At 69.4% G+C, this 22116-nt stretch carries 18 protein-coding genes; 5 read left to right on the forward strand and 13 right to left on the reverse strand.

Going from position 1 to position 22116, the window contains the following annotated elements; translation table 11 throughout:
* Window positions 1-32: 32 nt before the first annotated feature.
* The 5 genes from DPM19_RS28530 to DPM19_RS28550 are packed head-to-tail and all read right to left on the reverse strand — an operon-like array spanning window position 33 to window position 7591.
* On the reverse strand, window positions 33-1259 hold the full coding sequence (locus tag DPM19_RS28530) for a Wadjet anti-phage system protein JetD domain-containing protein (protein WP_111871140.1): 1227 nt from the start codon (window positions 1257-1259) through the stop codon (window positions 33-35).
* Window positions 1256-4600: an ATP-binding protein gene (locus tag DPM19_RS28535; RefSeq protein WP_111871141.1), complete on the reverse strand. Its 3345-nt coding sequence runs from the start codon at window positions 4598-4600 to the stop codon at window positions 1256-1258. Before DPM19_RS28535 ends, DPM19_RS28530 begins: the two co-directional genes overlap by 4 nt.
* Window positions 4597-5259, reverse strand: coding sequence for a DUF4194 domain-containing protein (locus tag DPM19_RS28540; RefSeq protein WP_111871142.1), 663 nt, complete (start codon window positions 5257-5259; stop codon window positions 4597-4599). The genes DPM19_RS28535 and DPM19_RS28540 overlap by 4 nt, the downstream gene beginning before the upstream one ends.
* Entirely contained in the window at window positions 5252-6766 is a 1515-nt protein-coding gene (locus tag DPM19_RS28545; RefSeq protein ID WP_111871143.1) for a DUF3375 domain-containing protein, read from the reverse strand. Before DPM19_RS28545 ends, DPM19_RS28540 begins: the two co-directional genes overlap by 8 nt.
* A 42-nt stretch (window positions 6767-6808) precedes the next feature.
* The gene (locus DPM19_RS28550; RefSeq protein WP_146779026.1) at window positions 6809-7591 is read right to left on the reverse strand and encodes an ATP-binding protein; all 783 of its coding nucleotides are present in this window, start codon (window positions 7589-7591) and stop codon (window positions 6809-6811) included.
* Window positions 7592-7705: 114 nt separating this feature from the next.
* On the opposite strand from DPM19_RS28550, the gene DPM19_RS28555 reads away from it, so the two are divergent.
* The 3 genes from DPM19_RS28555 to DPM19_RS28565 are packed head-to-tail and all read left to right on the forward strand — an operon-like array spanning window position 7706 to window position 8922.
* Complete coding sequence (locus DPM19_RS28555) at window positions 7706-8524, forward strand: helix-turn-helix domain-containing protein (RefSeq protein WP_158566923.1); 819 nt, start codon at window positions 7706-7708, stop codon at window positions 8522-8524.
* Window positions 8521-8709 carry a DUF397 domain-containing protein gene (locus DPM19_RS28560; RefSeq protein ID WP_111871146.1) on the forward strand — a complete coding sequence of 63 codons (189 nt, stop codon included), beginning with the start codon at window positions 8521-8523 and terminating at the stop codon, window positions 8707-8709. Before DPM19_RS28555 ends, DPM19_RS28560 begins: the two co-directional genes overlap by 4 nt.
* 18 nt (window positions 8710-8727) lie before the next feature.
* Window positions 8728-8922: a DUF397 domain-containing protein gene (locus DPM19_RS28565; protein ID WP_111871147.1), complete on the forward strand. Its 195-nt coding sequence runs from the start codon at window positions 8728-8730 to the stop codon at window positions 8920-8922.
* On the opposite strand, the gene DPM19_RS35480 is transcribed toward DPM19_RS28565, so the two are convergent.
* Window positions 8912-10102: a glycosyltransferase gene (locus tag DPM19_RS35480; protein ID WP_158566924.1), complete on the reverse strand. Its 1191-nt coding sequence runs from the start codon at window positions 10100-10102 to the stop codon at window positions 8912-8914. The genes DPM19_RS28565 and DPM19_RS35480 overlap by 11 nt on opposite strands.
* A 19-nt stretch (window positions 10103-10121) precedes the next feature.
* On the opposite strand from DPM19_RS35480, the gene DPM19_RS35485 reads away from it, so the two are divergent.
* Window positions 10122-10574 (forward strand): MarR family winged helix-turn-helix transcriptional regulator, encoded by a 453-nt coding sequence (locus DPM19_RS35485; RefSeq protein WP_158566925.1) that lies wholly within the window; start codon window positions 10122-10124, stop codon window positions 10572-10574.
* On the opposite strand, the gene DPM19_RS28580 is transcribed toward DPM19_RS35485, so the two are convergent.
* The 4 genes from DPM19_RS28580 to DPM19_RS28595 are packed head-to-tail and all read right to left on the reverse strand — an operon-like array spanning window position 10559 to window position 15193.
* Window positions 10559-11302: an ABC transporter ATP-binding protein gene (locus tag DPM19_RS28580; protein ID WP_111871150.1), complete on the reverse strand. Its 744-nt coding sequence runs from the start codon at window positions 11300-11302 to the stop codon at window positions 10559-10561. The two genes, DPM19_RS35485 and DPM19_RS28580, sit on opposite strands and share 16 nt — an antisense overlap.
* On the reverse strand, window positions 11302-13122 hold the full coding sequence (locus tag DPM19_RS28585; protein ID WP_111871151.1) for a branched-chain amino acid ABC transporter ATP-binding protein/permease: 1821 nt from the start codon (window positions 13120-13122) through the stop codon (window positions 11302-11304). The genes DPM19_RS28580 and DPM19_RS28585 overlap by 1 nt, the downstream gene beginning before the upstream one ends.
* Window positions 13119-13991, reverse strand: coding sequence for a branched-chain amino acid ABC transporter permease (locus tag DPM19_RS28590; protein ID WP_158566926.1), 873 nt, complete (start codon window positions 13989-13991; stop codon window positions 13119-13121). Before DPM19_RS28590 ends, DPM19_RS28585 begins: the two co-directional genes overlap by 4 nt.
* Window positions 13988-15193, reverse strand: coding sequence for an ABC transporter substrate-binding protein (locus DPM19_RS28595; protein ID WP_111871153.1), 1206 nt, complete (start codon window positions 15191-15193; stop codon window positions 13988-13990). Before DPM19_RS28595 ends, DPM19_RS28590 begins: the two co-directional genes overlap by 4 nt.
* A 930-nt stretch (window positions 15194-16123) precedes the next feature.
* Here DPM19_RS28595 and mpaM point away from each other — a divergent pair.
* Window positions 16124-16975 (forward strand): daptide-type RiPP biosynthesis methyltransferase, encoded by an 852-nt coding sequence (mpaM, locus tag DPM19_RS28600; protein ID WP_111871154.1) that lies wholly within the window; start codon window positions 16124-16126, stop codon window positions 16973-16975.
* A 20-nt stretch (window positions 16976-16995) separates the two neighbouring features.
* Here mpaM and DPM19_RS28605 read toward each other — a convergent pair whose 3' ends face one another.
* From DPM19_RS28605 to DPM19_RS28615, 3 genes are all read right to left on the reverse strand, one after another.
* Window positions 16996-19776: an ATP-binding protein gene (locus DPM19_RS28605; protein WP_111871155.1), complete on the reverse strand. Its 2781-nt coding sequence runs from the start codon at window positions 19774-19776 to the stop codon at window positions 16996-16998.
* A 370-nt stretch (window positions 19777-20146) separates the two neighbouring features.
* On the reverse strand, window positions 20147-21187 hold the full coding sequence (locus DPM19_RS28610) for an LLM class flavin-dependent oxidoreductase (protein WP_111871156.1): 1041 nt from the start codon (window positions 21185-21187) through the stop codon (window positions 20147-20149).
* 102 nt (window positions 21188-21289) lie between these two features.
* Window positions 21290-21865, reverse strand: a complete 576-nt coding sequence (locus DPM19_RS28615; RefSeq protein ID WP_111871157.1) for a flavin reductase family protein — start codon at window positions 21863-21865, stop codon at window positions 21290-21292.
* Between the last annotated feature and the right edge of the window lie 251 nt (window positions 21866-22116).

Here is a 22116-nt window from a genome sequence, read left to right on the forward strand (position 1 = left end):
CCGGACGCGTTTTTCGGCAGGCGCGGGCCCGGTCACGGGGGAAAGCTCGTGGCGACGTCCAGCAGCCGGGTCACGGCGTGGGCGAAGGGGATGGCTTCCTGTTCGATCCGGCGGAACGGGGTGGGGCCCGCGGTCGCGATGGTGGCGTAGGCGGTCGCCTCGGCCTCGGTGAGGTGCGGCAGGATCGCCGGGGACGGCTTGATGGGGCGGCCCGCCTTGTCGTGGTTCACCCCGTGCCGGGCGTAGCGGTGCAGGTCGGTAGCGCCCATCAGGATCGAGGTGACCGGTTTCGGTGGCGCGCCGTCCGGTGCGGGCTCGGCCAGCGCGGCGCGGAACCGGTCGAGGATCGCGTATCCGTCCGCGTCGATGTCGCCCCAGTAGACGACGTGGTCCGCGGCGCGGATCCAGGGCACGTTCGCGAGGAGGGCCGCGGCCGCCTTGCCGCCGCCCTCGACCACGATCGTGTCCCGCACCGGTGGGAACCAGAGCCGGGAGTCGCGGTTCTCGACGACGAGGACGATCCGCGGCCGGTAGGCGATGTCGTGCGTGTCGCCGGTGGTCCAGGCGTCATGCCGGCGGCGGCCCGACGTGGCGTGGTCGGGGTCGGCGTAGGTCAGGTGCAGCACGGCCGGCCGGGGCCGGACCTCCTCCCGGACGTCGCGTCCGGCGACGTCGCGCAGCAACGCGCCATGGGTATCGAGCCACTTGGTGTGCATGCCGGGGACCGGGAGTTGACGTGCGGTCCACGCGCCCGCGTCCGGGTGCCGGCGCAGCCAGTCCACCGCGCTCAGCAGCACCTCGGTGTCGGCGGCTCCGAGCTGGTAGACGGCCCGGACGGTGGTGGGGGTGAGGACCGCGCCGGTGGACTGCAGCGACGACGCGAGCGCGCGGGCGCGGGCGACGTCCACGACCGGCGGGCCGGTTCCGGAGACCAGGGCGACGGCGGCGTCCAGGTCCGCGGTGAGCGTGGTGGGGTAGTCGTCCGTCACACCCTGGACGGACACCGGCCTGCGGACGATCACCACGCCCACGGGGTGCCGGTCGGCGAACCCACGCCAGCGCATGTGCCACTCGTGCCAGGCGGCGTGCCCGATCCGCGCCACCGCGCCACCGGTCGACACGCCGGGGCGGAGCGGGACGGAGAACGTGACCGGGTCGCCGGCGCCGAGGTCGGCGCACACAGCCGCCGCCCATTTCCGGTGGACCTTGCGGCGGAGTGACTCGACCGCGTCGGCGGGGGTGATCAGTCGGGGGGTCATGCCTCGGGAAGCGCGACGATGGGTTTCGCCCATGATCGACCCTCGGTGTTCTTGAGGATCAGGTATTCCGCGTCCACGTGGGGTTCGATCGCGCTGTGCTTGTCGTTGGGGGCGCCGATGACGAGTTGGAAGCCCAGCCCGCGCCAGGCGCCGATAGCTCGGCCGGTGAAGTGCGCGTCCGCCTTGATCAGCGCCTCGTCGAGGAAGACGGGGGCGTAGCGGGGGCGTTCGGCGCCCGCGTCGCCCAGCTGGTAGCGCAGCGCGGCGCCGACGATGAACGCGACCAGTTCCTGGGACTCGCCGCCGGACTTCTCCCCGATGTGGTCGTAGACCGCGACATGCTCGCCGGCGAGGTCGCGTTTCTCCGCGCTGATCCGGACGTGGTTGCGCACGTCGACCAGGTCGGCGAAGTCGGGAGCGGTGCGGCGGATGCGGTCGATCACCCTGGCCATCCGGTGGTAGGCGCGTTCCCGGTCGGCGTCCGTGGCCGCCCTGTCGATGGCGGCACGCACGTCGCGCAGCTCCTTGCGGAACCGGGCGCGCACCGCGGAGTGGCTTTCCTGCGGGTCGATGCGCAGCCGGTGGCCGTCGTCGGCGAACGGCAGTTCGGCGAGGATGCGGTTGACCGGGTCGATCCGGTCGCGGATCTCCCGGACGGCGGCGGCGAGCTCACTGTCCAGGCTGGTCAGGTCGTTGCCGGAGAGTTTGAGCAGGCTGTCGCGCCACTCGGTTTCCAGCTCGTGCAAGCCGCTGGTCTCCAGGTCGGTGAGCAGGCGGTCGAAGTCGCGGTAGGAGGCGTCCGGTTCGGTGCCGAGGTTCGGGTTCGGCCAGCGCTCGACGAACGTCGAGAACGTCTCGTGCAGCGCCTTCCGTGATCGGCTGATCTCCTCCTCCGCCGACTTCCGGTCGTCGCGCATCCGTTCGACGCCGCGCCGGTGCGCGGCGTCGAACTCCGCCAGCGCCGTCGCGGGGTCGGCGCCGCCGGGGGCGGCGCCGAACAGCCCGGCGAGGTACTCGCGGTGGTCCGGGCTCACCTCGGTGCCGGTCGCCGCGGCGGTGTCGAGTGCCCGCTGGGCGCCGTCCACCTCGTCGACGACCGATTCCCAGTCCTGGCCGAGCCGCTCCACCTGCTGCTTCTGCCCGCCGACACGCTCGGTGAGCTTCCTGATCTGCTCCTTGAGCTCCTCCGACTCCTCCTGCAGCCGGTCGATCTCGGGGTTGCCCGCGCGGACCTCGGTGATGACCTGCTCCCAGCGGTCCCGGTCGGCGGTGACCGACTCGACGTCCACCTGGTCCCAGGACAGTTCGGTCACGGTCTGGTAGGCGGTGCGTCTCTCCTCGAACGAGTTGAGGGCCTGCTCCGCCTCCGTCGCCCGTGCGACGGCGTCATCATGCCGTTTCCGGGCGTGGCCGATCCGGGTGTCGAGGTCGGCGAGCAGCCTGGTGTTGGTGAATCCCAGCAGGTTGGCCCGGCCGTGACCGCCGTGCGCGCCCCGGCCGCGTTGCGACGTCTGGCCGGTGATGGTGAGCGCCTTGGGGTACTGCACCAGCAGTCCGGGCGTCTCGACGCAGACGAAATCGAACCCGCGGGCGAGTTCGCTCTTGAGCCAGGCGGTGAACGGCGACGGCCGGTAGTCGAGCCGGCCGGGGAGCGTCTTGTCGTTCAGCCCGACCTCGTCGCGCATACCGGTGCGGACGCCTTCGAACTGGATGCGCCGGGCGACGGGCACCGCGTTGATCGCCTCGCGGAACGCGTTCAGCCGGCCGATGTCGATCAGCATCCGGGTGGCGAACCCGCCGAGCGCCAGGTTGAACGCCTCCCGCCACGGTTCGAACTCCGTGCGCACCTCGATCAGTTCACCGACGAACGGCAGGTCGTCCGGGGTGAGCCCGGCGGCGTCGGCCAGCAGGTCGCGGGCGGCGTGCAGGTCGGTGGGGATGTTGCCGCGGCGGGCCTTGACCGCTGTGTGCTCGGCGCGCAGCCCGGCCAGGTCGCTTTCGGCGGCCTTGCTTTTCGCGATCGCCGCGGCGAACTCGTTCTGGGCGGTCCGCCTGGCGTCGGAGTCGGCCAGCGCCCGGTGCGCCGTGTCGACCAGCGCGGCAAAGTCCTGGCCGGTCGACACGGTGGCGCCGACGGTGCCCAGGACGCGGTCCAGTCGCTGCCGTGCGCGTTCGACGTCGGCCAGCCGCCGTTCCACGGTGCGGATCTCCCGGAGTGCGGTGTCCAGCCGGTCGCCGCCGGAGGCGCGCAGGGTTTCGAGGACCGCGTCCCGCTGGGACTCCGCCGCGTCGATCAGCGCGGCCGTCTCCCGTGTCTCCTCCTCGGCCCGGCGGCGCCGTCCGGTCAGGTCCCGCTCGGCCGCGCGCAGCAGGTCGAGCCGGCGTTCGTACCGCCACAGCGCCGCGGGGGACGCCGGGTCGGTGAACGATCCGGCGTCGTCGATGACCCGCAACCGGGTCACCGCGCGGTCGATGGTGTCCCGGTGGTCGCGGATCGGGGTCAGGGCCCGCACCTGCCGGCGGGCGGTGATCATCCGGTCCCGGGTGCTGGACAGCTCGTCGAACTGCTGTACCACCTCGTCCGCCGTGACCAGGGTGGACGGCTCCTCCAGGACCATCGTCTTGTACAGCGCGTCGACGGTGGTGATCTGCTGGCCGGCCTGGATCCGGCCGAGCAGCCCGACCGCCTTGTGCCCGTCCCCGGCGGCGCCGATGCCCAGCGTGGTGTGCAGCCGGGCGGTGAAGTCCCGGTCGGTGCCGAAACAGGTCACGCCCGTCGCGGTGACCGCGGCGTGGGCGAGCCTGCTGCCCGCGGGGCCGTCCAGCTCGCGCAGGTCGTAGGCGTCGTCCCTGGTGGCGCGGACCACGACGACGTCGTCGAGGGCGCGTGCGGACGACGGCACGTACCAGGCGCGGAGCGCGGTGAACAGCGCGCCGCTCCGGTCGGCCCACGTCATCGCGATCGCCGACCAGGTGTCGCAGCCGTCCCCGCGCAGCACCCGCGATCTCGTCTCACCGCCCGCCCGTGACTCGTCGAGTTTCCCGCGCGCGTAGGAGAGGATGTTGCGCTGGTCCTTGCCCCGGGGCCGGCCGACCACCCCGCCGTTGGACGCCCCGTTGAACGGTGTGGTGTGCGGCATCAGCAGCGCGATGTAGGAATCCATCAGCGTCGACTTGCCCGACCCGGAACCACCGCTGAACAGGGTCGCGCCGGGAGCGAACCGGATGCGGTGGTACCCGTCGTAGCCGCCCCAGTTGACCAGCTGCAGGTCCCGCGCCACCCACTGCTGCCCCCGCGATGCCGCCGGGATCAACCCGAACAGGGTGTCGATCATGCTCATGGCGCGACCTCGTTCTGTTCCCGCAGCCACTGGTTCAGTTCGGTGAGCTTCTCGGTGCTCAGCACGACCTCGACCAGCGGCGTGATCCGGTACCGGCCCGCGGACTCCTCCGCGAGCAGGCCCTCGGTGACCAGTCGTTGCACCGCGTTGCGGATCTCGCGCTGGCCGCGGGCGAGGTTGTGATCGTCCGGGTCGAAATAGGTCAGCACGGTCTGTTCCAGCTCTTCGATGTCGACCCGCGCGGACGTCTCGCCGGTACCGCGTTCCCGCTGGAAGACGGTCCGCAGGTGGACCAGCACCAGGGTCTCGGCCCGGTTGTAGGGGTCGTCCTTCAGCAGGATCGGGACGTCCAGTTCCGCCGAGCGCACCTGCTGCTTGTAGGCGATGCCCCGGTCGTGGTCGACCACGAGCCGGACGAACAGGTCGTGCAACCGTGACTCGATGAGCTGCTGGTTCTCCAGCAGCGTGCGCCACTGCGCCGGGTTCTTCTCGGCCAGCAGGAACCTTCGTTGCAGCAGCCGGACCAGCACCCGCCGCACATCCACGTCCAGCGTGCCCTGGTCACCGGCGAACAGTTCGGTCGGGTCGTCCTCCATCGGGACCGGCTCGATGAAGCCGGCCGCCGCGCTGGCCGACCAGCCGTCGTCCGGTTCACTCATCGTCGTTTCCCGGTCCCTCGTCCGCGGCGCGCGTCGCCGCCGGGTTCGCCGCCAGCACGCCGCCGAACGCGAGCCGTCGCCGGGTCCGGTCCGGCCGGACCGTGTCGACCACCGCGACCTCGGCCGTGTCCGTCATTCCGAAGTCGTGCGCGATCTCCAGCAGGCCGAGCAGGTCCACCGGCCGCCGTAGCCGCTCGGCCGCCGCGCGGAACGCGGCCGCGACGTCGGCGCCGTCCGCGTCGCCCGCGAACGCCGCCAGATGCGCGCGCAGCTCGGCGTACTGCGGGCCGCCCCAGGCCCGGGTGTCCGCGGCCGGCACGTCCTCCGCCGCGTCCCATTCCCGCAGCGGCGTGGGCGGCTGGGGCGGCCGGAGGTCACTCGTCGTCTGCCGCAGCTGGCCGACGTCGGCCACCGGCAGGCGGCGCAGCGGGGCGACCGTCGTGTTGCGGCGCGAGCCGGGCACCCAGGTGTGGAACCCGGACATCACGTCCCGCAGCAGCTCGTCCACCTGGCGGTCCCGCATCGGGTCATGGTTGCGCACCTGGGTGGTGATGACGTGCGACGCCTGCCGTTGCGCGGCCAGCACCTCCTTGACGCCCTGCTCGATCCGGCGGGCGATCTCGGCGAGCTCCCGCCGCTGGGGTTCCGGCATCAGGTCGGTGAACCCGTGCCGCAGCACGGTGCGCAGCAGGTTCCACAGATCGTCGATCCGTGCCGGGTCACCGATCAGGCGCAGCGCCCCGGCGAACGCGCGGCCCTCCGGGGTCGCGTCCATGATCTGCCGGCCGCGCTCCAGGTACTCGCGCAGCACCTCCCCGGTCGGCCGCACATCCTGCCGCAGGTCGGCGACGACGTCCCGCTGCATGGCTTTGATCGACTCGGCGACGCGGGCGAAGTCGGCGGGCAGCTCCCGGGCCAGGTGCAGCACGTTCTCCGCCGCCTCGAGCAACTGGTCGTCGTCGACGGCGTCGACGGCGCCGCCCCGTTCGAGCCGGTCGAGTTCCCGCCGGCGCTGGTCGATCTCCGTCTGGAGGCGCGCCATCCGGGCCATCACGTCCGGGTCCGCGTCCTGCGCGAGCCGCTCGACCGCCTCCAGCAACGTCCGGACCCGGGACTCCGACACCCTGGTCCGCGCCCCGCCTACCCGGCCGGCCACCTCGAGCGCACCGACCCCATGTGCGGACAGCCGGTACACCTCGACGTCGTCGGAGACCTGCCGCACCAGCCAGCCCGCGTGCACCCACTGCCGGCACAGGTCACGGGCGTTCCCCGAAGGCAGCGGCTGGTCTCCCTCGTCGCCGTAGCCCGCGGCCCGCAACTGGTCGAGGGCGTCGGCGATCTCCGCATGGGCGTCCGCGACCGCCACCGTCGACCGCTCCGGCGTGAACGTCATCGCCAGCACGGTCACCACGAACGGCGCATAGGTCCGGTGGAGCAGATCGAGCATCGGGTTCTGGAACGCCCGCAGCGCACCCTGGTACGCACCCTCCACACCTCGTGTAACCATCGCCGACCAGGGTACGACCTGCGGCCCGCCACCGTCGGGCGGCTATCCATGGCCGCGTTCCTGTTCGGCTCTGTGCACCAGGTCTTCGGCCACGTCGTAGAGGTCGATGACGGGACGGCGGACGCGGGTGCCGTCCCGGCCGGGGAAGGAGAGATGCCCTGGCTCGACCCACACGTTGGTCTCCGCACCGGCACGCAGCGGGACGCTCAGCAGCGAGACGCCTTCGCCGGGCCGGTGGGCGATCCGCCGGACGCCGCGGGCGGTCAGGGCGTCGGCCAGGTGCCGGGCGATGCGGGCGGGCTGGGCGGTCGTCCGGGCGTCGGGCCATGGGCCGGGGAGGGGGAAGGCGCTCCAGACCGCCTTGCCCGGGACGCCACCGGCCACCACGCTGGATCGCGACGGGTGCGCGCCCCAGGCGGCGGCGAGCGCGCCGACGATGCCGAGGCCCTTGCCGTGCTCGTCGAGCAGGTTCCGGGGGGTGGTGTCCGGCCAGGAGGCGGTGCAGGTGTCGAACACCGACACCACCAGTTGCGGCGCCGGGGTCGCCCGGGCCCACACCCACAGCTCGGGCGGGACCACCGGAACGTGCGGGACGGCCCGCAGCCCGTGGTTCAGCGCGTTGGTGGCCAGCTCGCTGACGGCCAAAGTCGCGTCACCGGCCGTCTCACGGTCCACGCCCAGCGCCGCCAGGGCGAGGCCGAGCAGCGAGCGGGCGGCCGACGCGCACCTGGCGTCGCCGGGGAGCCGCCACGCGCACATACCGCCCTTCGCTATACCGGCGGCATAACGCTTGATGATTTGTCCAGATTGCGCCTTCTGTGCCATTCGAAATACTCCCGCAGGTCACAGGTCCCTTTCTTCGCATCACAGGGTGCGCTGCTTTGCCTACTCTTGTCAGAGTCGCCAGCAACTCCTGCAACTGGGAGAAATTCGGAGGACATGATGAGCAGCAGGCCATCACCGGACCCGAAGTCTTCAATGTGGGCGCTCATCGCCTACTACCTGCGCTTCTGCCGGCTGCAACGCAAGCTCACGGGCGACTTGATGGGTGAGATCATGGGTTGCTCGAAGTCCACAGTTTCACGGCTGGAAACCGGAATCCTGCGGTTGGACCCGGACCAGGCCATGGCCCTTGACCGGCATTGGGGCACCGGAGGAATCTTCTCCTTCCTCGTGTGGTATGCCACGCTGGGCCATGACCCGGACTGGTTCAGGCAGTACCTCGATCTAGAGAACCGCGCCGCCGTCATCAAGGTGTGGGAGGTGGATCTGGTTCCGGGCCTTCTCCAAACTCCCGACTACGCCAGAGCCGGTCTCTCGACAGGCGGCGTGGAGAATGTCGAAGCGGCTCTCGAAAAGCGCCTGACACGGCAGAAGATCTTGGAACGGGAGCATCCGCCGACGCTGTGGTTCCTGCTGTCGCAAACCCTGCTGGAACTACCGTGCGGGGGAACAGAGGTCATGAGGGCGCAGCTCGCCCACATCATTGATCTTTCCTACCGACCCAACATCGGTGTGCGCGTGGTTCCCAAGTCCATCGGACATCATCCTGGGCTGGACGGAGCGTTCATGATGATGACTCTCGCCGAACCGCACGCAGAAGTGGCCTACGTCGAAGCCCCGGGCGGAGGTCGGCTTGTCTCGAATGTCACCGAGGTAGCCTCTTACGCACTACGTTACGACCAGATCGGGCAGCATGCGCTGCCAGAGGGTCTCTCACGAGACCTGATCAAGCAGATCATGGAGAACATGCAGTGATCCCCGTGTGGCGCAAGAGCAGGAGAAGCACCAACCAGGGTGGCGCATGTGTCGAAGTCGCCAAGCTTGCCGCAACCATCGGCGTACGCGACAGCAAGCGCCCGAATGATGGACACCTCACGCTCTCCCCCGAGCAATTCGCCGCCCTTAGCCAGCGCATCAAAGACAACATTCTCGACCTTTAGCTGGATAGAGGACATAACGTGACTTCCCAGGCATGGCGTAAGAGCAGTCACTCCACCGATGGAACCCATGCCCAGTGTGTAGAGGTCGCCCAGTTCGCAGGCATGGTTGGTGTACGTGACAGCAAGCGCCCGGATGACGGACATCTCATGCTCTCCCACGAGCGATTCGCCGCCCTCATCCAGCGCATCAAGGACAACGCTCTCAACTTGTAGCCGGTTTGGTCTCGTGGAGTTCCAGGATGGCTCGGGCGGCGCAGCCGGGGCCGTCGGTGGCCAGGTAGAGGTCGCGGATGCGGGCGGCCGCCTGCCGGTGGGTGGTGCTGGAGAGCAGTTCCTTCGCCAGGGCCGGGAGGTCGGGTAGGGCGTCGGGGGCGAGGGCGTACCCAGCGTTCGCTCTTTCGGCGGCGGCGGCGTTGAGGGCCTGCTCGGGCTGGAGCGGGATGGCGATCAGCGGTGTGCCGGAGGCCAGGGCCGTCTGGACGCTGCCCTGCCCTCCCGTCGTCACCGCCATGGCGGCGCGCGGCATGAGCCGGTGGCTGGGCAGGACTCCCCCGACGAGCACCCGGGCCGAGTTCAGGTCGGCGAGGTCGTGCACGGTCGCCGCGACCAGGACGCGCAGGCCGTCCACGGTCAGCAGCGCCTCGACGACCGCGCGGACCAGGTCGGGGCCGGTGCTGGTGAGCGCGACGTAGGCGACGGGCCCCGGCGCGTCCAGGAAAGCGTCCACCTCGGGTGGGGTGGGCAGGTCGAGGTGGGCGAAGAGCGGGCCGGTGTAGCGCAGCCGCGTGCCGGGCCGGTACCGGGGGTCGGCGCCGGGCGACCAGGCTTCCATGACCTCGGCCGGGACGCCCGCCACCTCGGGGATCTCGGGCACCAGGGTCAGGTCTCCCATGAGCAGCGCGGCGAGGCTCGGGACCGGTTCGACGCCCAGGGAGTCGGCGACCCGGTTGAAGCCGTCGCAGTGGATTTGCAGGTCGGCCGGGTATTCGCCGGTCACGGGCGGGACGAAGATGCCCGCGTGCTCGGTGACCAGCCGGACCCCGGCCAGCCGGGTGGAGAGCAGCGCCGTCAGCGTGAACCCGGTGACGGCCACCCGCACCTCGTGGGTCCGGAAGTACTCGGCCTCGGCCAGGACGTGCGCGCGCAGCTCCTCGTCGGAGTACATCGACTGGTCCCAGGCGCCGAGCCCGACGCCGTCCCGGACGAACCGGGCGCATCGTGCGGCGTCCATGCGTGGCGGGATGATGTCGTGGGGAACGTCGATGAGGTTCTGGTGGGTACCGCCATGGGTGGCGAGCCGGACGGGAGCTCCCATGGCGTCCAGGGCGCGGTGGATCTCCAGCATGCGGGAGGTTTCGGAGAGGTACGCGAGGTTGGGCAGTAGGACGATCATATTAGGTAATATATTGCACATGTCTGATGAACAGAAGACCCAGAACGCCGTCGAGGCGTTCCAGGCCGTACTCGGCCTCGCGCTGCGGCTCCGCAACCGGATGGACGAAAGGCTCCGCCCGGACGGCCTGACCACCCAGCAGGCCGCGCTCCTGACAGCGGTGGAACACCTCGGAGAGCCCTCGCTCACCCAGGCCGCCGCGTTCCTGGGGTCCACGCACCAGAACGTCGCCCAGCTCGTCGCCTCACTCGAGCGCAAGGGAATGCTCACCACCCACCCGGACCCGGCGGACCGCCGCCGCCGCATCCTGCGCGCCACGACCGTCAGCGCCGACTACTGGCGCGCCCGCAACCCCGCCGACCACGCCGCCGTCGCGGACTGGTTCTCGGTCCTGTCCGACGACGAGCTGAGCACCTTCCGCACCCTGGCCGTCCGCCTCCTCCGCGCCCAGACCGGTCAGATCGAGGAGTAGATGCTGTCCGCGATGGTCTCGGCGGAGAGGTTCGCGGCCCGGTCCCGGAGCGTGACCCGACCCCGTTCGAGGACGACCACGTCGTCCGCGATGCCGCCCAGCAGCTCGTCGACGAGCTGCTCGACGAGCAGGATCGCCAGGCCCTCCCCGCGAAGCCGGTCCAGCAGCTCGAACACCTGGTCGGTGATCACCGGAGCCAGCCCCGAGGACGGCTCGTCGACGAGGAGGACCCGGGGCCGGGCGGCCAGCGCCGTGGCGATCGCCAGCATCTGCTGCTGGCCGCCGGACAGCGCCCCGGCCCGTTCCCTGCGCCGCTCCCCGAGGACCGGGAAGCGCTCGTACAGCTCCGCCAGGATCGTGTCGTCCTCGCCCCGCCCGGATCGGCGTCCGCGCAGGCCCACGCGCAGGTTGTCGTGCACGGACAGGTCCCGGAAGACCTGCTTGCCCTCCTGCACGATCGACATGCCGAGCCGCACGCGTTTCCACGGCGGCAGGCCGGTGACGGCCCGCCCGTCGAGTGCGACGCTGCCCGAGCGCGCCGGCAGGAGGCCGCAGATCCCGGCGAGCAGCGTCGTCTTGCCGGCTCCGTTCCGGCCGACCAGCGCGGTGATCCTGCCAGGCACCAGTTGCAGCGAGGCTCCCCAGACCGCGACGAGGTCGCCGTACGCCACCTGGAGGTCGGCGACGTCGAGGACGGGCTGGCTGTTCGACTCATCCGTCGTCGTCATCACGTCGTCCTCGGGTCGAGTTCGTGGTCGGCCGGTTCCCGCCGGCCACGGCGGCCGAGGTAGCTGTCGATGACGCGCTGGTCACGGCGGACCACCTCGGGTGGCCCGGCCGCGATGACGCGGCCGAGCTCCATGGCGAAGACCTGGTCCGCCACGTCCATGACGAACGGGACGTTGTGCTCGACCAGCACGACGGTTCCGCCCGCGTCCCGGATCCGGCGCATCAACATGCCCAGTTCCCGCAGTTCGCTGTCGTCCAGGCCGGCCGCCGGCTCGTCGAGGAGCAGGACGCTCGGCTCGCCCGCCACCGACCGCACGACCTCCAGCAGCCGCCGGGTGCCCAGGGGAAGGGACGCCGCGTCCTGGGCGGCGGCGTGCTCGAGGCCGGCGAACGACAGCGCCGCGACCGCCGCCTTCCGGTCCGCTTCCCGGACCCGGTGGTACTTCGGCAGCCGGAGGATGGCCGAGAGGGAGCCGAGGTTCCCCTTCCGGAACCGTCCGGACTCGACGACCTCCAGGACGCTCATCGAGCCGAGGTCGACCGGGGTCTGGAAGGTCCGGCCCACGCCGAGCCGGCTGACCTGGTGCGCCCGCAGGCCCGTGAGCTCACGGCCGGCCAGCTCGACCCGGCCGGTGTCGGCCGGCAGCAGGCCGGACACGAGGTTGAGCAGCGTGGTCTTGCCGGCGCCGTTCGGGCCGATGATCGCGGCGATCGTCCCCGGCTCCACCGTGAGGTCGACGCCGGAGAGCGCGCGCAGGCCCGCGAAGCTCTTCTCCACCCCGGCCACGACCATCCGCGTGCCGGGGATCGACAGGTCAGCAGCGGATTCCCCGTCGCCGGCGCCCTGCGGTCCCGGGCGAGGGAGCACCCGGTCCCGGAGCTTCCGGGCGAGCCCGGCCAGACCGCCCGAGAAGGCGGTCCCGATGACGACGAGGAAGACCCCGTAGGCCAGCGTCGAGTACTCCTCGAACGACTTCAGTTGCAGCGGCCCGAGCACCAGGATCGCGGCTCCGACGGGAGCGCCCCAGACGCTGGCGGCCCCTCCCACGACGGTCGCGGCGAGCAGCGCGATGAGCAGGTGCAGCGTGAAGGCCTCCGGGCTGACGAAGCCGGTGAGGTAGGTGTAGAGCACTCCCGCGAGCCCGGCGGGAAGCGCGCCGATGACGTAGGCCTGGACCCGCAACCGGTACACCGAGCCGCCGAGGCTCTCGGTCAGGGTCGGGCTCGCGGAAAGGATGCGCAGGAACTGCCCGAAGCGGGAGACGATGAGGTTGCGCTGGAGCAGCATCCACAGCAGCGTCACCACGACCGCGACGACGTAGAACCCGGTCGTGCCGAGAGGCCAGCCGAAGAAGGTCGGGGCGAGGATGCCGGCGAGTCCCGCCGTGCCACCGGTCTCGGACTCGAAGAGCTTCAGCAACTCCGGGACGAGCAGGACGTAGAAGAACGACACCAGGGCCAGCGCCCACCGGCTCAGCCGCAGACCGGGAATTCCGGTGAGGAGACCCGTCACGGCGGCCAGGCAGACCGCGACGGCGAAGCCCCCCAGGATGTCGGTGAACCCGTGCTGGTACAGGATCGCGCTGATGTAGGCGCCGGAGGCGAAGACGGCGACCTGCCCAAGTGCCAGCTCACCGGCGTAACCGAAGCTCAGGTTCAGGCCGCTGCAGATCAGGGTGTAGATGGCGATCAGGGCGAGCTGCTGCTGCCAGTGGCCGGCCAGGCCGAACAGCGGCAGGAGCGCCACCAGGACGAAGGCCGCGATGGCGGGGGCCGGAGTGTCCAGCGCGAGAGCGGAGAGCCGTTGCCGTGTGCTCATACGACCCGCAACCCGCGGTGGCCGAACAGGCCGGTGGGCTTCACCAGCAGGATCAGCACCAGGAGCCCGAACAGGATCAGGGGCGGGTACTCCGCGCCGAAGTACCGGCCGGCGGACGCCTGGACGAGACCGACGGCGGCGCCTCCCACGAGGCAGCCGAGGTAGCTCCCGAACCCGCCGAGGGCGAGCGCGACGAAGCCGTAGATCGTGAGCGAGACGCCGATGGAGACGCTGACGCCGACCTTCGGGGCCAGCACCGGTCCCAGCAGGCCCCCGAGGGCACCGGCCAGCATGAACGCGGTGGTCCGCAGCGCCGTGACGTTGACGCCCTTCGCCTTCGCCGCGTCGGGGTTGTCGGTGGCCGCGCGCCCGCTGAGCCCCCACGAGGTGCGTCCCGACACCAGGTGCATCGCCAGTGCCGTGACCACGGCGATGGCGACGAGCCAGAGGTCCACCGGGGAGAGTTTCCCGCCGAGCAGCGTCACGGTCTCCGAACCGCCGAAGAAGGGCAGCGACTTGGGCGTCCTCCCCCAGGTCGCCGCCAGGGCTCCCAGGATGATGACGAAGGCGCCGACGGTGGTGACGAGCAGGGCGTGGCCGTGCGCCCCGTGGCGGGCGACGACCGGGCGGACGGCGAGGAGTTCCACGAGCAGCCCGATCAGCCCGCACACGACGGCGCCGGCGACCGCGGCCCCCCACCACGGAAGGTTCAGGTCGACCATCGTGAACCACGCGAAGAAACAGCCGAACACCATGACCTGGCCCTGCGTGAAGTTGAAGATCCCGCTCTGCGCCATCGTGATGTTGTAGCCGACGGCCACCAGGGCGTACACGGCGCCGATCGCCAGGCCCGTCCAGATGGTCGTCACGGCTGGGCCGGAACGATCTGCGCGTTGTCCATGCCGTTGTAGCCGGTGAACGCCCACCACTGCGGGCCGAAGCTCGGGTAGTGGTTGCTCGGCGAGAAGTTCACCGGCCCGAGGAAGTAGGGGATCTGCGCCGGGCTCGCCTTCTCGATCGCGGCGGTCATCTTGGCCGGGTCGGTGCTGTTGGCGAGTTTGGCCGCATAGGCGGCGAGGATGACGTCGTTGTAGGTGACGACGTAGGTGTTCATGCTGAACTCCAGCTTGCCGCCGGCCTGCTGGCGGGCGGCGTCGAAGAAGGCCTTGAACGCCGGCGTCTGCGTGGTCTGGTGCCCCTTGACCGCGAAGGAGAGCGACTGCAGCCGCACCCCGGCGTAGGCGCTCACCGGCCCGGTCTGCGCGAGGTCGCCCGAGGAGAAGTTCTGGCTCGCGTACGTCGGGGTGGCCGGCTTCAGCTTCGTGCGGGCCTGCAGGATCGCGGCGGACGGGGGGCCGTAGGAGTCCAGGACCAGGACGTCGGGGTCGAGGTCGAGCGCCTGCTGCATCTGGGACGTGGCGTCGACGGCGGTCACCGGCACCGTCACGATGTTCGTGGTGATCCCCTTGGGCGCGAGCACGTCCTTGATGGTCTGGGCGCCCACCGAGCCCGATTTCTCCGCGGTGATCAGGCTGACCTTCTTGAATCCCTTCGCGGTGAACTCCGCCGCCAGGGAGGTCGCCATCTGGTCCCGCAGGTAGGTGGTGCCGAACAGGTACGGGTACTTCTTCGGGTCGTTCAGCCTGGGGTCCGGCCCGTGCGTGGCCATGAAGACCTTCGCCTGGGTCAGCAGCGGCGCGGTCGCCATGATGTCGGCCGTGACCATCCCCGGGACCACGGCCTGCGGGCGGCCGCCGGCCACCAGCTTCCGCGCCTGGGTGACGGCCTGGACGGGGTCACCGGCGGTGTCGATGACGTTGATCTCGACCGGCTTGCCGAAGACACCGCCCTGCTGGTTGATCACGGCGACGGCCGCGCGTGCGCCCTGGGCCATCGCCTTGCCGACCGGCGCGTAGTCCCCGCTCAGGCCGAGGAGAACGTCGATCTTGAACGGCTTGCCGCCCGGCCCCGTACCCGACGGAGCCGAGGCGTCCGTTCCCGGGCCGCACGCCGTGCCGGCGGCCACCGTCATCGCGGTGGCGGCGGCGACGAGGATTCGCGGTGCTCTCATGATGTTTCCTTCTGCTCAGGTGGTGCGTCCGCCGTTGACCCCGATGATCTGGCCGGTCATGCCGGCCCGTTTCCGGGCACGACGACATCGGCCTGCGGCTGCGCAGGCGAAAGGTACGGGTGGCGTCGCCGTTCGGGCCGGTGGGTGGAGGGCGCCGGATCCAGGCGCTTCGGCTGTTTGGGGAGGGGTGGGTTGGGGGCGGGTTCCTGCCGGGCGATGTCACATGTCGCGTCCGCGCCCGGCTCCCGGCGTCTGGCCGGTGATGGAGCGGCCACATGGGCGCGTGGCCGCGGCTGCCCGGACCGACGCGCAGGCCGTTCGCGCCGAACGGCCGGTTCGGCGGGGTAAGCCGCTCCAGGCCCGGCCCACGGCGGGAGCGACCGGAGTTGCGCCGGTGCGGCGCTCCCCTTGCATCACCATGGTGACGGACTCCCAGCGAACTCGTCATGAACGTATCGCCCCTGAGAGAACGAAGTTCTCAACAGCCGAATATAAAGCTCGCCCCAACCAAAGGCAACAGTCTTGCAATCTTTGTAAGGATGAATCCGCGCCTCAGCCGGGGTGCGCGTGCCGGAAGACCGCGCCGGCATGCGGGCAGGCCCGCCTCGGCCGGTTCAGGCGGGGAGCCACCCGCCCCGGCCGGTCGACCGTAGTGCGTTCAGTGCTCGTCTCCGCGGTCCGCGTGGCGGTAGCCGCCGGGTGCGTAGGGGAGACCGGCGTCCCGCCCTGGCGCAGCAGCCGCCAGGACCACTCCGGCCAGCGCCGCCGACATGGTCGAAACACCGGTTCGCGTACGGAGGATTGACCGCATCCGCACGGCCCCTCACGAAGTGGGCTGGAGTGTTAGATGAATTTTAGACCGGCTCGTCATCTTGATGGAGTCCGCTACTCGCAAGAGCCGGAATCCCATACGGAGAAAAGAGAGGGAAGATGAACGAGACCTCTGATCAGTTGCTGGGACTCGCCGCGAGGATAGCCGACCTCTACGGTAACAAGATAACCGTGGAGAGCCTGTACGGTCCGGATGGCTCGCATCTTTACCACGGCATCATGAGAAACGACCGGGCGGAAATCGACGATCTCCTCCGCCTCGCCGCCGGCCGCCATCCGGGACCGGTGCTCGAACTCGCCTGCGGCACCGGCCGGACCGTCATGCCCTTCCTCGCGGAGGGATACCAGGTCGTGGGCCTCGACGCCTCGCCGCACATGCTGCAGCGCCTCGCCGAACGCCTGCAGGAGCCGGAGTGGCAGAAGTACGCCAATCAGCTCACCACCGTTGAACGGAATATGACCGACTTCGCATTGGGAGAGCGCTTCGACCTTATTGTGCTGGGCATGAGCACCGTGTGGCTGCTCGATGAGGACCAGCGATCCGCGCTGTTCCGCTGTGTCCGCGAACACCTCACCGACGACGGCCGATTCCTGCTGACGCTCCAGGGGACGCTGAAGTTCGAGGAAGACGCGTCGCCCTTCGAGCGCACCCACACATTCATCGCCAGCGACAAAACCGCACCCGTACTGTGCACCATGATCGAATACCTGGACGCCCGCGAGAAGATCCGTCTCCTGAGCATGGTGAGTCACCGGGTCACGAACGGCGAAATCGCGCACAGCGCGATATACACGCAACGCAACCATCTCATCTCGCCGGAGACCCTGGAGAAAGAGGTCGAGCGGGCCGGGATGCGTCTGGTCGAGCGGCATGAGATCAGCGAGGAGACCCGGGTCACCCGGGCCGCCGACGAAGGCCGCCGACGGTGGATACTGGAGATCGGTATCTGAGGAACGGGGCGGTCATCCGCTCAGTTACCGGAGGGCTGCCGCTCCGAGGGTTTGTCGCCACCGGGCGACTTCCGCAGCGCCGCCGAAAGCTCCGATCTCCGGCTCAGGCCGAGCTTGCGGTAGACCCGGGTCAGGTGCTGTTCGACCGTGCTGATGGTGATGAAGAGCCTGGACGCGATCTGCTGGTTCGAGCGTCCCTCCGCGGCGAGCATCGCGACTCTCCGCTCCGCCCCGCTCAGTTCGGCGCTCGCCGGCCCGCGCTTCTTGATCGCCGATTCGGAGATCGCCCCGATGGACGGTACCGGCTTCAGCGGCTCGGCACCACGATGAGTGATCATCCAGCAGGCTCTTCGCGCCGCCTGCTCGGAGGCGTCCCGCCGTTCGAGCGCGGCATAGGCATGGCTCAGCTTCACCAGGGCGAAAGCCGACTCCATCCAGTCCTCCCCGGTATCAAGGGTGTCGACCAGCTCCCTGAGCAGGCGGACCCGCTCTTCAGGGTCCGCGACCTGCATGATCCGCTGCACCGGGCCGCCCCGCCCCAGCTGGTCCTGCGGTTTCAACCTGAAGATCTGCTTCTCCAGGAGCTCCGTGGCCTGGGCCGTTCTACCGAGCCGCAGATGCGATTCCGCGGCGTGGGTGCGCCACGGGATGTTCAACGGCTGGTCGAACCCCCAGCCGACCAGCAGGCTCCCGCACGACTCGAAGTCGGCCAGCGCCGTGCGCGGCTCGTCGATCGCCAGGTAGTACCGCCCGCGGGCGTACATGTACAGGGGGCCGCAGATCGTCTGGAACATCTTCTCGGGCACCGGCACCTCGAGCAATGTCGCCGCCTCCTGGTACTCGGCCCTGGCGGTCGTGGTGAGCACCATGCTGGACAGCGGTATGCCGACCGCCACGCCCCAGCTCTGCGGGGAGATCAGCGTGAGCGCCGCCTTGCCGTGACGTTTCGCCGAGGCCAGATCGCCACGCCGCACATCGATCAGGGCCAGGGTCGCGGACAGCAGAGCCCGCCACATGGTCACCCCGCGGTTCTCGGCCTTCTTCAACAGCCGCCGGCACCACCCTGCCGCGCTTTCGAGGGCACCGCCGTAGATCAATGTGGCCAGTGCGGCCAGGCAGGAAGGGAAGGCCGCGTCATCCAGCCGGCAGCGCAGCAGTACCTGCTCCGCGGCGATCAGCTGATCGTCGCCGACCTCCACCCGTTTCACCATGGTGGCCGCCGCCGGACCGCCGGCCGGGTCCATCGCCCGTTCCCGCGCGGAGCGGGCGCGCCTGCCCGGATACAGCCAGGACAGCCAGAGCCGGGGATCTCCGCGGTCCTCCGCCTCCCCCGGACCGGGCTGTTCCGTTCTGCCCTGCATGAGATCCGCGACCTCGGCGGCCTGCTCGTCCCATCCGTGCCAGAAAAGGTAGGTGAGCAACCTGACTAGGTTCCGGCCGGTCAGGTACTCCCCTCGGGCCGCCTCGATCAGTTCGGGGAACAGCCTGATGACCAGGGAGGGGTCGACCTGCCATTCGGCTCCGCTCAGTGCGGACGTGACCGCCGACCGCTGCGGCTCGTCGACGCAGGTTTCGCGTAACAGGCGAAGGCAGCGGATCGCCACGGTGGCGTCGCCGCCGGCCAGTTCCTGCTCCGCCGCGTCCTGCAGCACCGGCATCGCCCATGGGGCCATGGCCCACCGCGCGGCGACGAGATGCCTGGCCACGACATGCGCGGGCAGACCGAGGTCGTGCAGCACCTCGGCCGCACGGCCGTGCAGTGCTCCGCGCTCTTCGGGAATCATTCCGTTCAGCACGGCGTTCCGCACGGCCTCGTGGCCGTACCGCCCGCCTTTCATGAGCCCGGACGCGGTCAGGGCCGAGCCGCTTCGCTTGATCGAATCGACGTCCTCGCCCAGGATCTCGGCAATGCGCCCGACCGATGCCTGGTCTCCCAGGACTGCCGTCACGCGGGCAACGTTCATCATCGAGTTTTCGCAGCGATAGACGAAGTTCGATACAGCCTGCCCGAACCTTTCGCCGGGCTGTACTTCGAGGCGCCCCTTCTCCCGCTGCGAGCGGTGGTCCTCGATCAGGGCCTGCAGCAGGAGGGGATTCCCTCCGCTCATCTCGTGGAATGCGGCCGAAAGTTGATCGGCCGCCTGATGCCCAAAGACTCGGGATACAACGTTCCGAACGGCGATAAGCGACAGCGGCTCCAGCTTGAAGTACCGAAAATAGGGCTGCCCCCGTAGCTCCGCATGGAATTCGGGATGCGCCTGTACCGGCCGCATGCAATCGTTGAGCACCACGAGAAGACGGGCTGTCCGCAGCTGGCGGGCGAGATAGAGAAGGCAGCGCAGCGAGGGCGCATCGGCATAGTGCATGTCGTCCACGCCGATCAGCACCGGAGTTCGCTGGACCAGGCCGTGTATCACCTTCCATAGGCCATTGAGCACAGGAAAGGGGATATCCGCCGTCATCTCGGAGTCCGCCGACTGGAGCGCGAGGGTGAGCGCCGCGCTGTCCAGCAGCCTGGTGACCCGGTCGTTCTCCGCCGCAGAGAGGTTCGCGCTGCGCAGCAGCTGGCCGATCACTCCCAGCGGGACGTCTCGCTCGGCCCGTGACGCGGTGGCGCTGAGAAAAACGGATCCGGAGTTCACCGCGTGCCCTGCGAACGTGTGGAGAAGTGCGGTCTTTCCGGTTGCCACCGCTCCGGTGACCACCGCGACACGTTTTCTTCCTTGAAAAGTCTCTATCAAGAGATCCTGGAGCGATGAAAGCTCATCATCGCGTTCCACTAGGTCCACGAGCGCCCCCATGGTGAGCGCCGCAGGCAGTCCCCCCGACAGGGCCGTCCTCCAGGAAGGGCGCTCTCTTCGTCCCGCACACTGTGCCACCCTTTTCGATCTTATGACAAGAGACTGCGAGTATTCAGTCCGCTTCAATGAGTCAACCGAGGCTTTATCCTGCGAGGGTATGATTCCTTGACTGGTTCATTGTGCAGGGTCACAACATCGGTTATGGATCGAGCCAACTCACGCTGCGCTCGACCGTCCCGCACCGAAAGCGGCGAAACAGTCAAAACGTGCGTGACATCGTTCACTACTCTGGTTTAGTTGATGGGTAAATCGTTTCGTGGATCACCGACCGGCCGTTCCGCCTGGTGGAAAGACGGTGGTGGTACCGCGATCACTGGCACCGCGCCCGGAGCCTGTCGAGGTACTCGAGACCGCCGAGGACACGATCCGTGTCCACGCCGAAGTCGATCAGGCAGGCGACCTCGTCGACACCGATGTCCCGTAGCCGCTCGACGATCTCCACACCGTCCTCGACGGTCCCGAACAGCCCGCCGGTGTCGAAGTAGCGGTCGAAGGAGCGATCGACCAGGAACTGGAGATCCGCGGGGTTCAGCCGCTCCAGGTCGACCCCGGGGAAGTGGGCGCTGGCCGCACGGGCGAAAAGGCCGATCGAGCTTCGCAGGTACGCGCTGAACGGCTCGCGGACCGCCTCGCGGACCTCGTCCCGGTCCGGGCCGAGGTAGGTGTGCAGCATGAGGGCCACCTGCCCGGACGGGGGCTGGCCGAGCCGGGGGGTGAACGCCTCCCGGTACACCGTGATCTTCTTGGCGAGTTCGTCCAGGTCCTGCCCCAGCAGGTGCGTCAGGACTCCCCCGCCGAGCCGGCCGGCCGCCTCGAAGGTTTCGGCGCTGCCCGCACTCGTCAGCCAGATGGGCAGCTCCGGCTGCACGGGCGGCGGGTAGATCGAGACCGTGCTCTCCGTCCCGGTACCGTCGGTGAGCGATACGGGCTCCTGCCGCCACAGCCGCCGGACGGTCTCGATCGTCTCCAGCACGACCTCCTTACGGCGTGCGTAGGACTCCGGGCGGAGAGTGAAGTCGACGGCGTGCCAGCCCGACGCGAAGGAGACACCGGCCCTTCCGTCGGAGAGGTTGTCGACCACCGACCATTCCTCGGCGATGCGTACCGGGTGGTGCAACGGGGCGACCACGCTGCCCGCCCGGATGGACACCCGCTCGGTCAGGGCCGCCAGGGCCGCGCCGGTGACCGCGGGGTTGGGGAAGAGACCACCGAACTCATGGAAATGCCGCTCGGGGGTCCACACCGCCGAGAAGCCATGCGTGTCGGCGAACTTCGCCCCCTCGGTCAGCAGCCGGTAGCGATCCTTCTTGGCCTTTCCGGTATCAGCGAAGTAGAAGAGGCTGAAATCCATTGGGCACACCTCACAACTAAGAGCGAAGAACAGCGGAATGTCCGACCCTGACGTTATTCACTACAGCACGAACTAAAACTTCCTGGCCTGCTCGGCGGTCTTTCAGGAGCCGCTGGCCGCAACGACTTGGACGATAAGGTCGACGACCCGGGCCGAGCCATCGGCACGCCGGCCGGAATCGACCAGCTCAGGCCCAAGGCTGCGGAGGCGGCTCGCTTGGAAGACCAGTGGAGCGATCTCCGGGTTTGCCTGAGCCGCATGAACGCGGAGTAGAACGATCTGGTGGTCTCCGGCCGCCATCTCTCGTTCCACCGTGCATTCCATCCAGGCAGCGGCATTTTCTATCAAAATCGCGCCGGCCCGTGAGGTGTCCCACCGCACATCGGTGAACCTGTCCTTACCGTCACCGGACAACTGCCGGCACACGGTGCCCTGCCTCTCGCTGAGCACGCTGATCCCGAGCAAACCCGCGGACCGCAGTCTCGGCCAGGTCTTCGAGGTGTTGGACATACAGATCGAACTGAGCGGTGGATCGAGCGACACCGAAGTGAAGGAACTCACCACCAGGCCGACGGGAACGCCGTCAACGGACCCGCAGACCGCCGCGACCCCGTCAGGAAAGCAACCGAATGTTCGCCGCAGGACAGTCGGGGTCAGTTCAGTACCGACGTGAATCACCGCGCCCCTCTCAATGCGTGAACAACGCTGGCCTTCCAGATCAGCACTCTAAAGGGCCACTCCCCTCGACCAACCCCTAGAGAACCCCTACTGGTCCGCATGTAACGGATCGTTGATCGCCCCTGACTCTGGCCCTTTCGCGAACCGACACGGCAGGTCGTGCAGGTGCTCTTACAGGGTGTGATCTCATCCAGGTAAGGGCTCCACCGACCGCCCGCACCGCGTCTTCGATGGGGCATGGTCCTGCCCGG

Source organism: Actinomadura craniellae (assembly GCF_003289645.1).
GTDB lineage: Bacteria > Actinomycetota > Actinomycetes > Streptosporangiales > Streptosporangiaceae > Actinomadura_D > Actinomadura_D craniellae.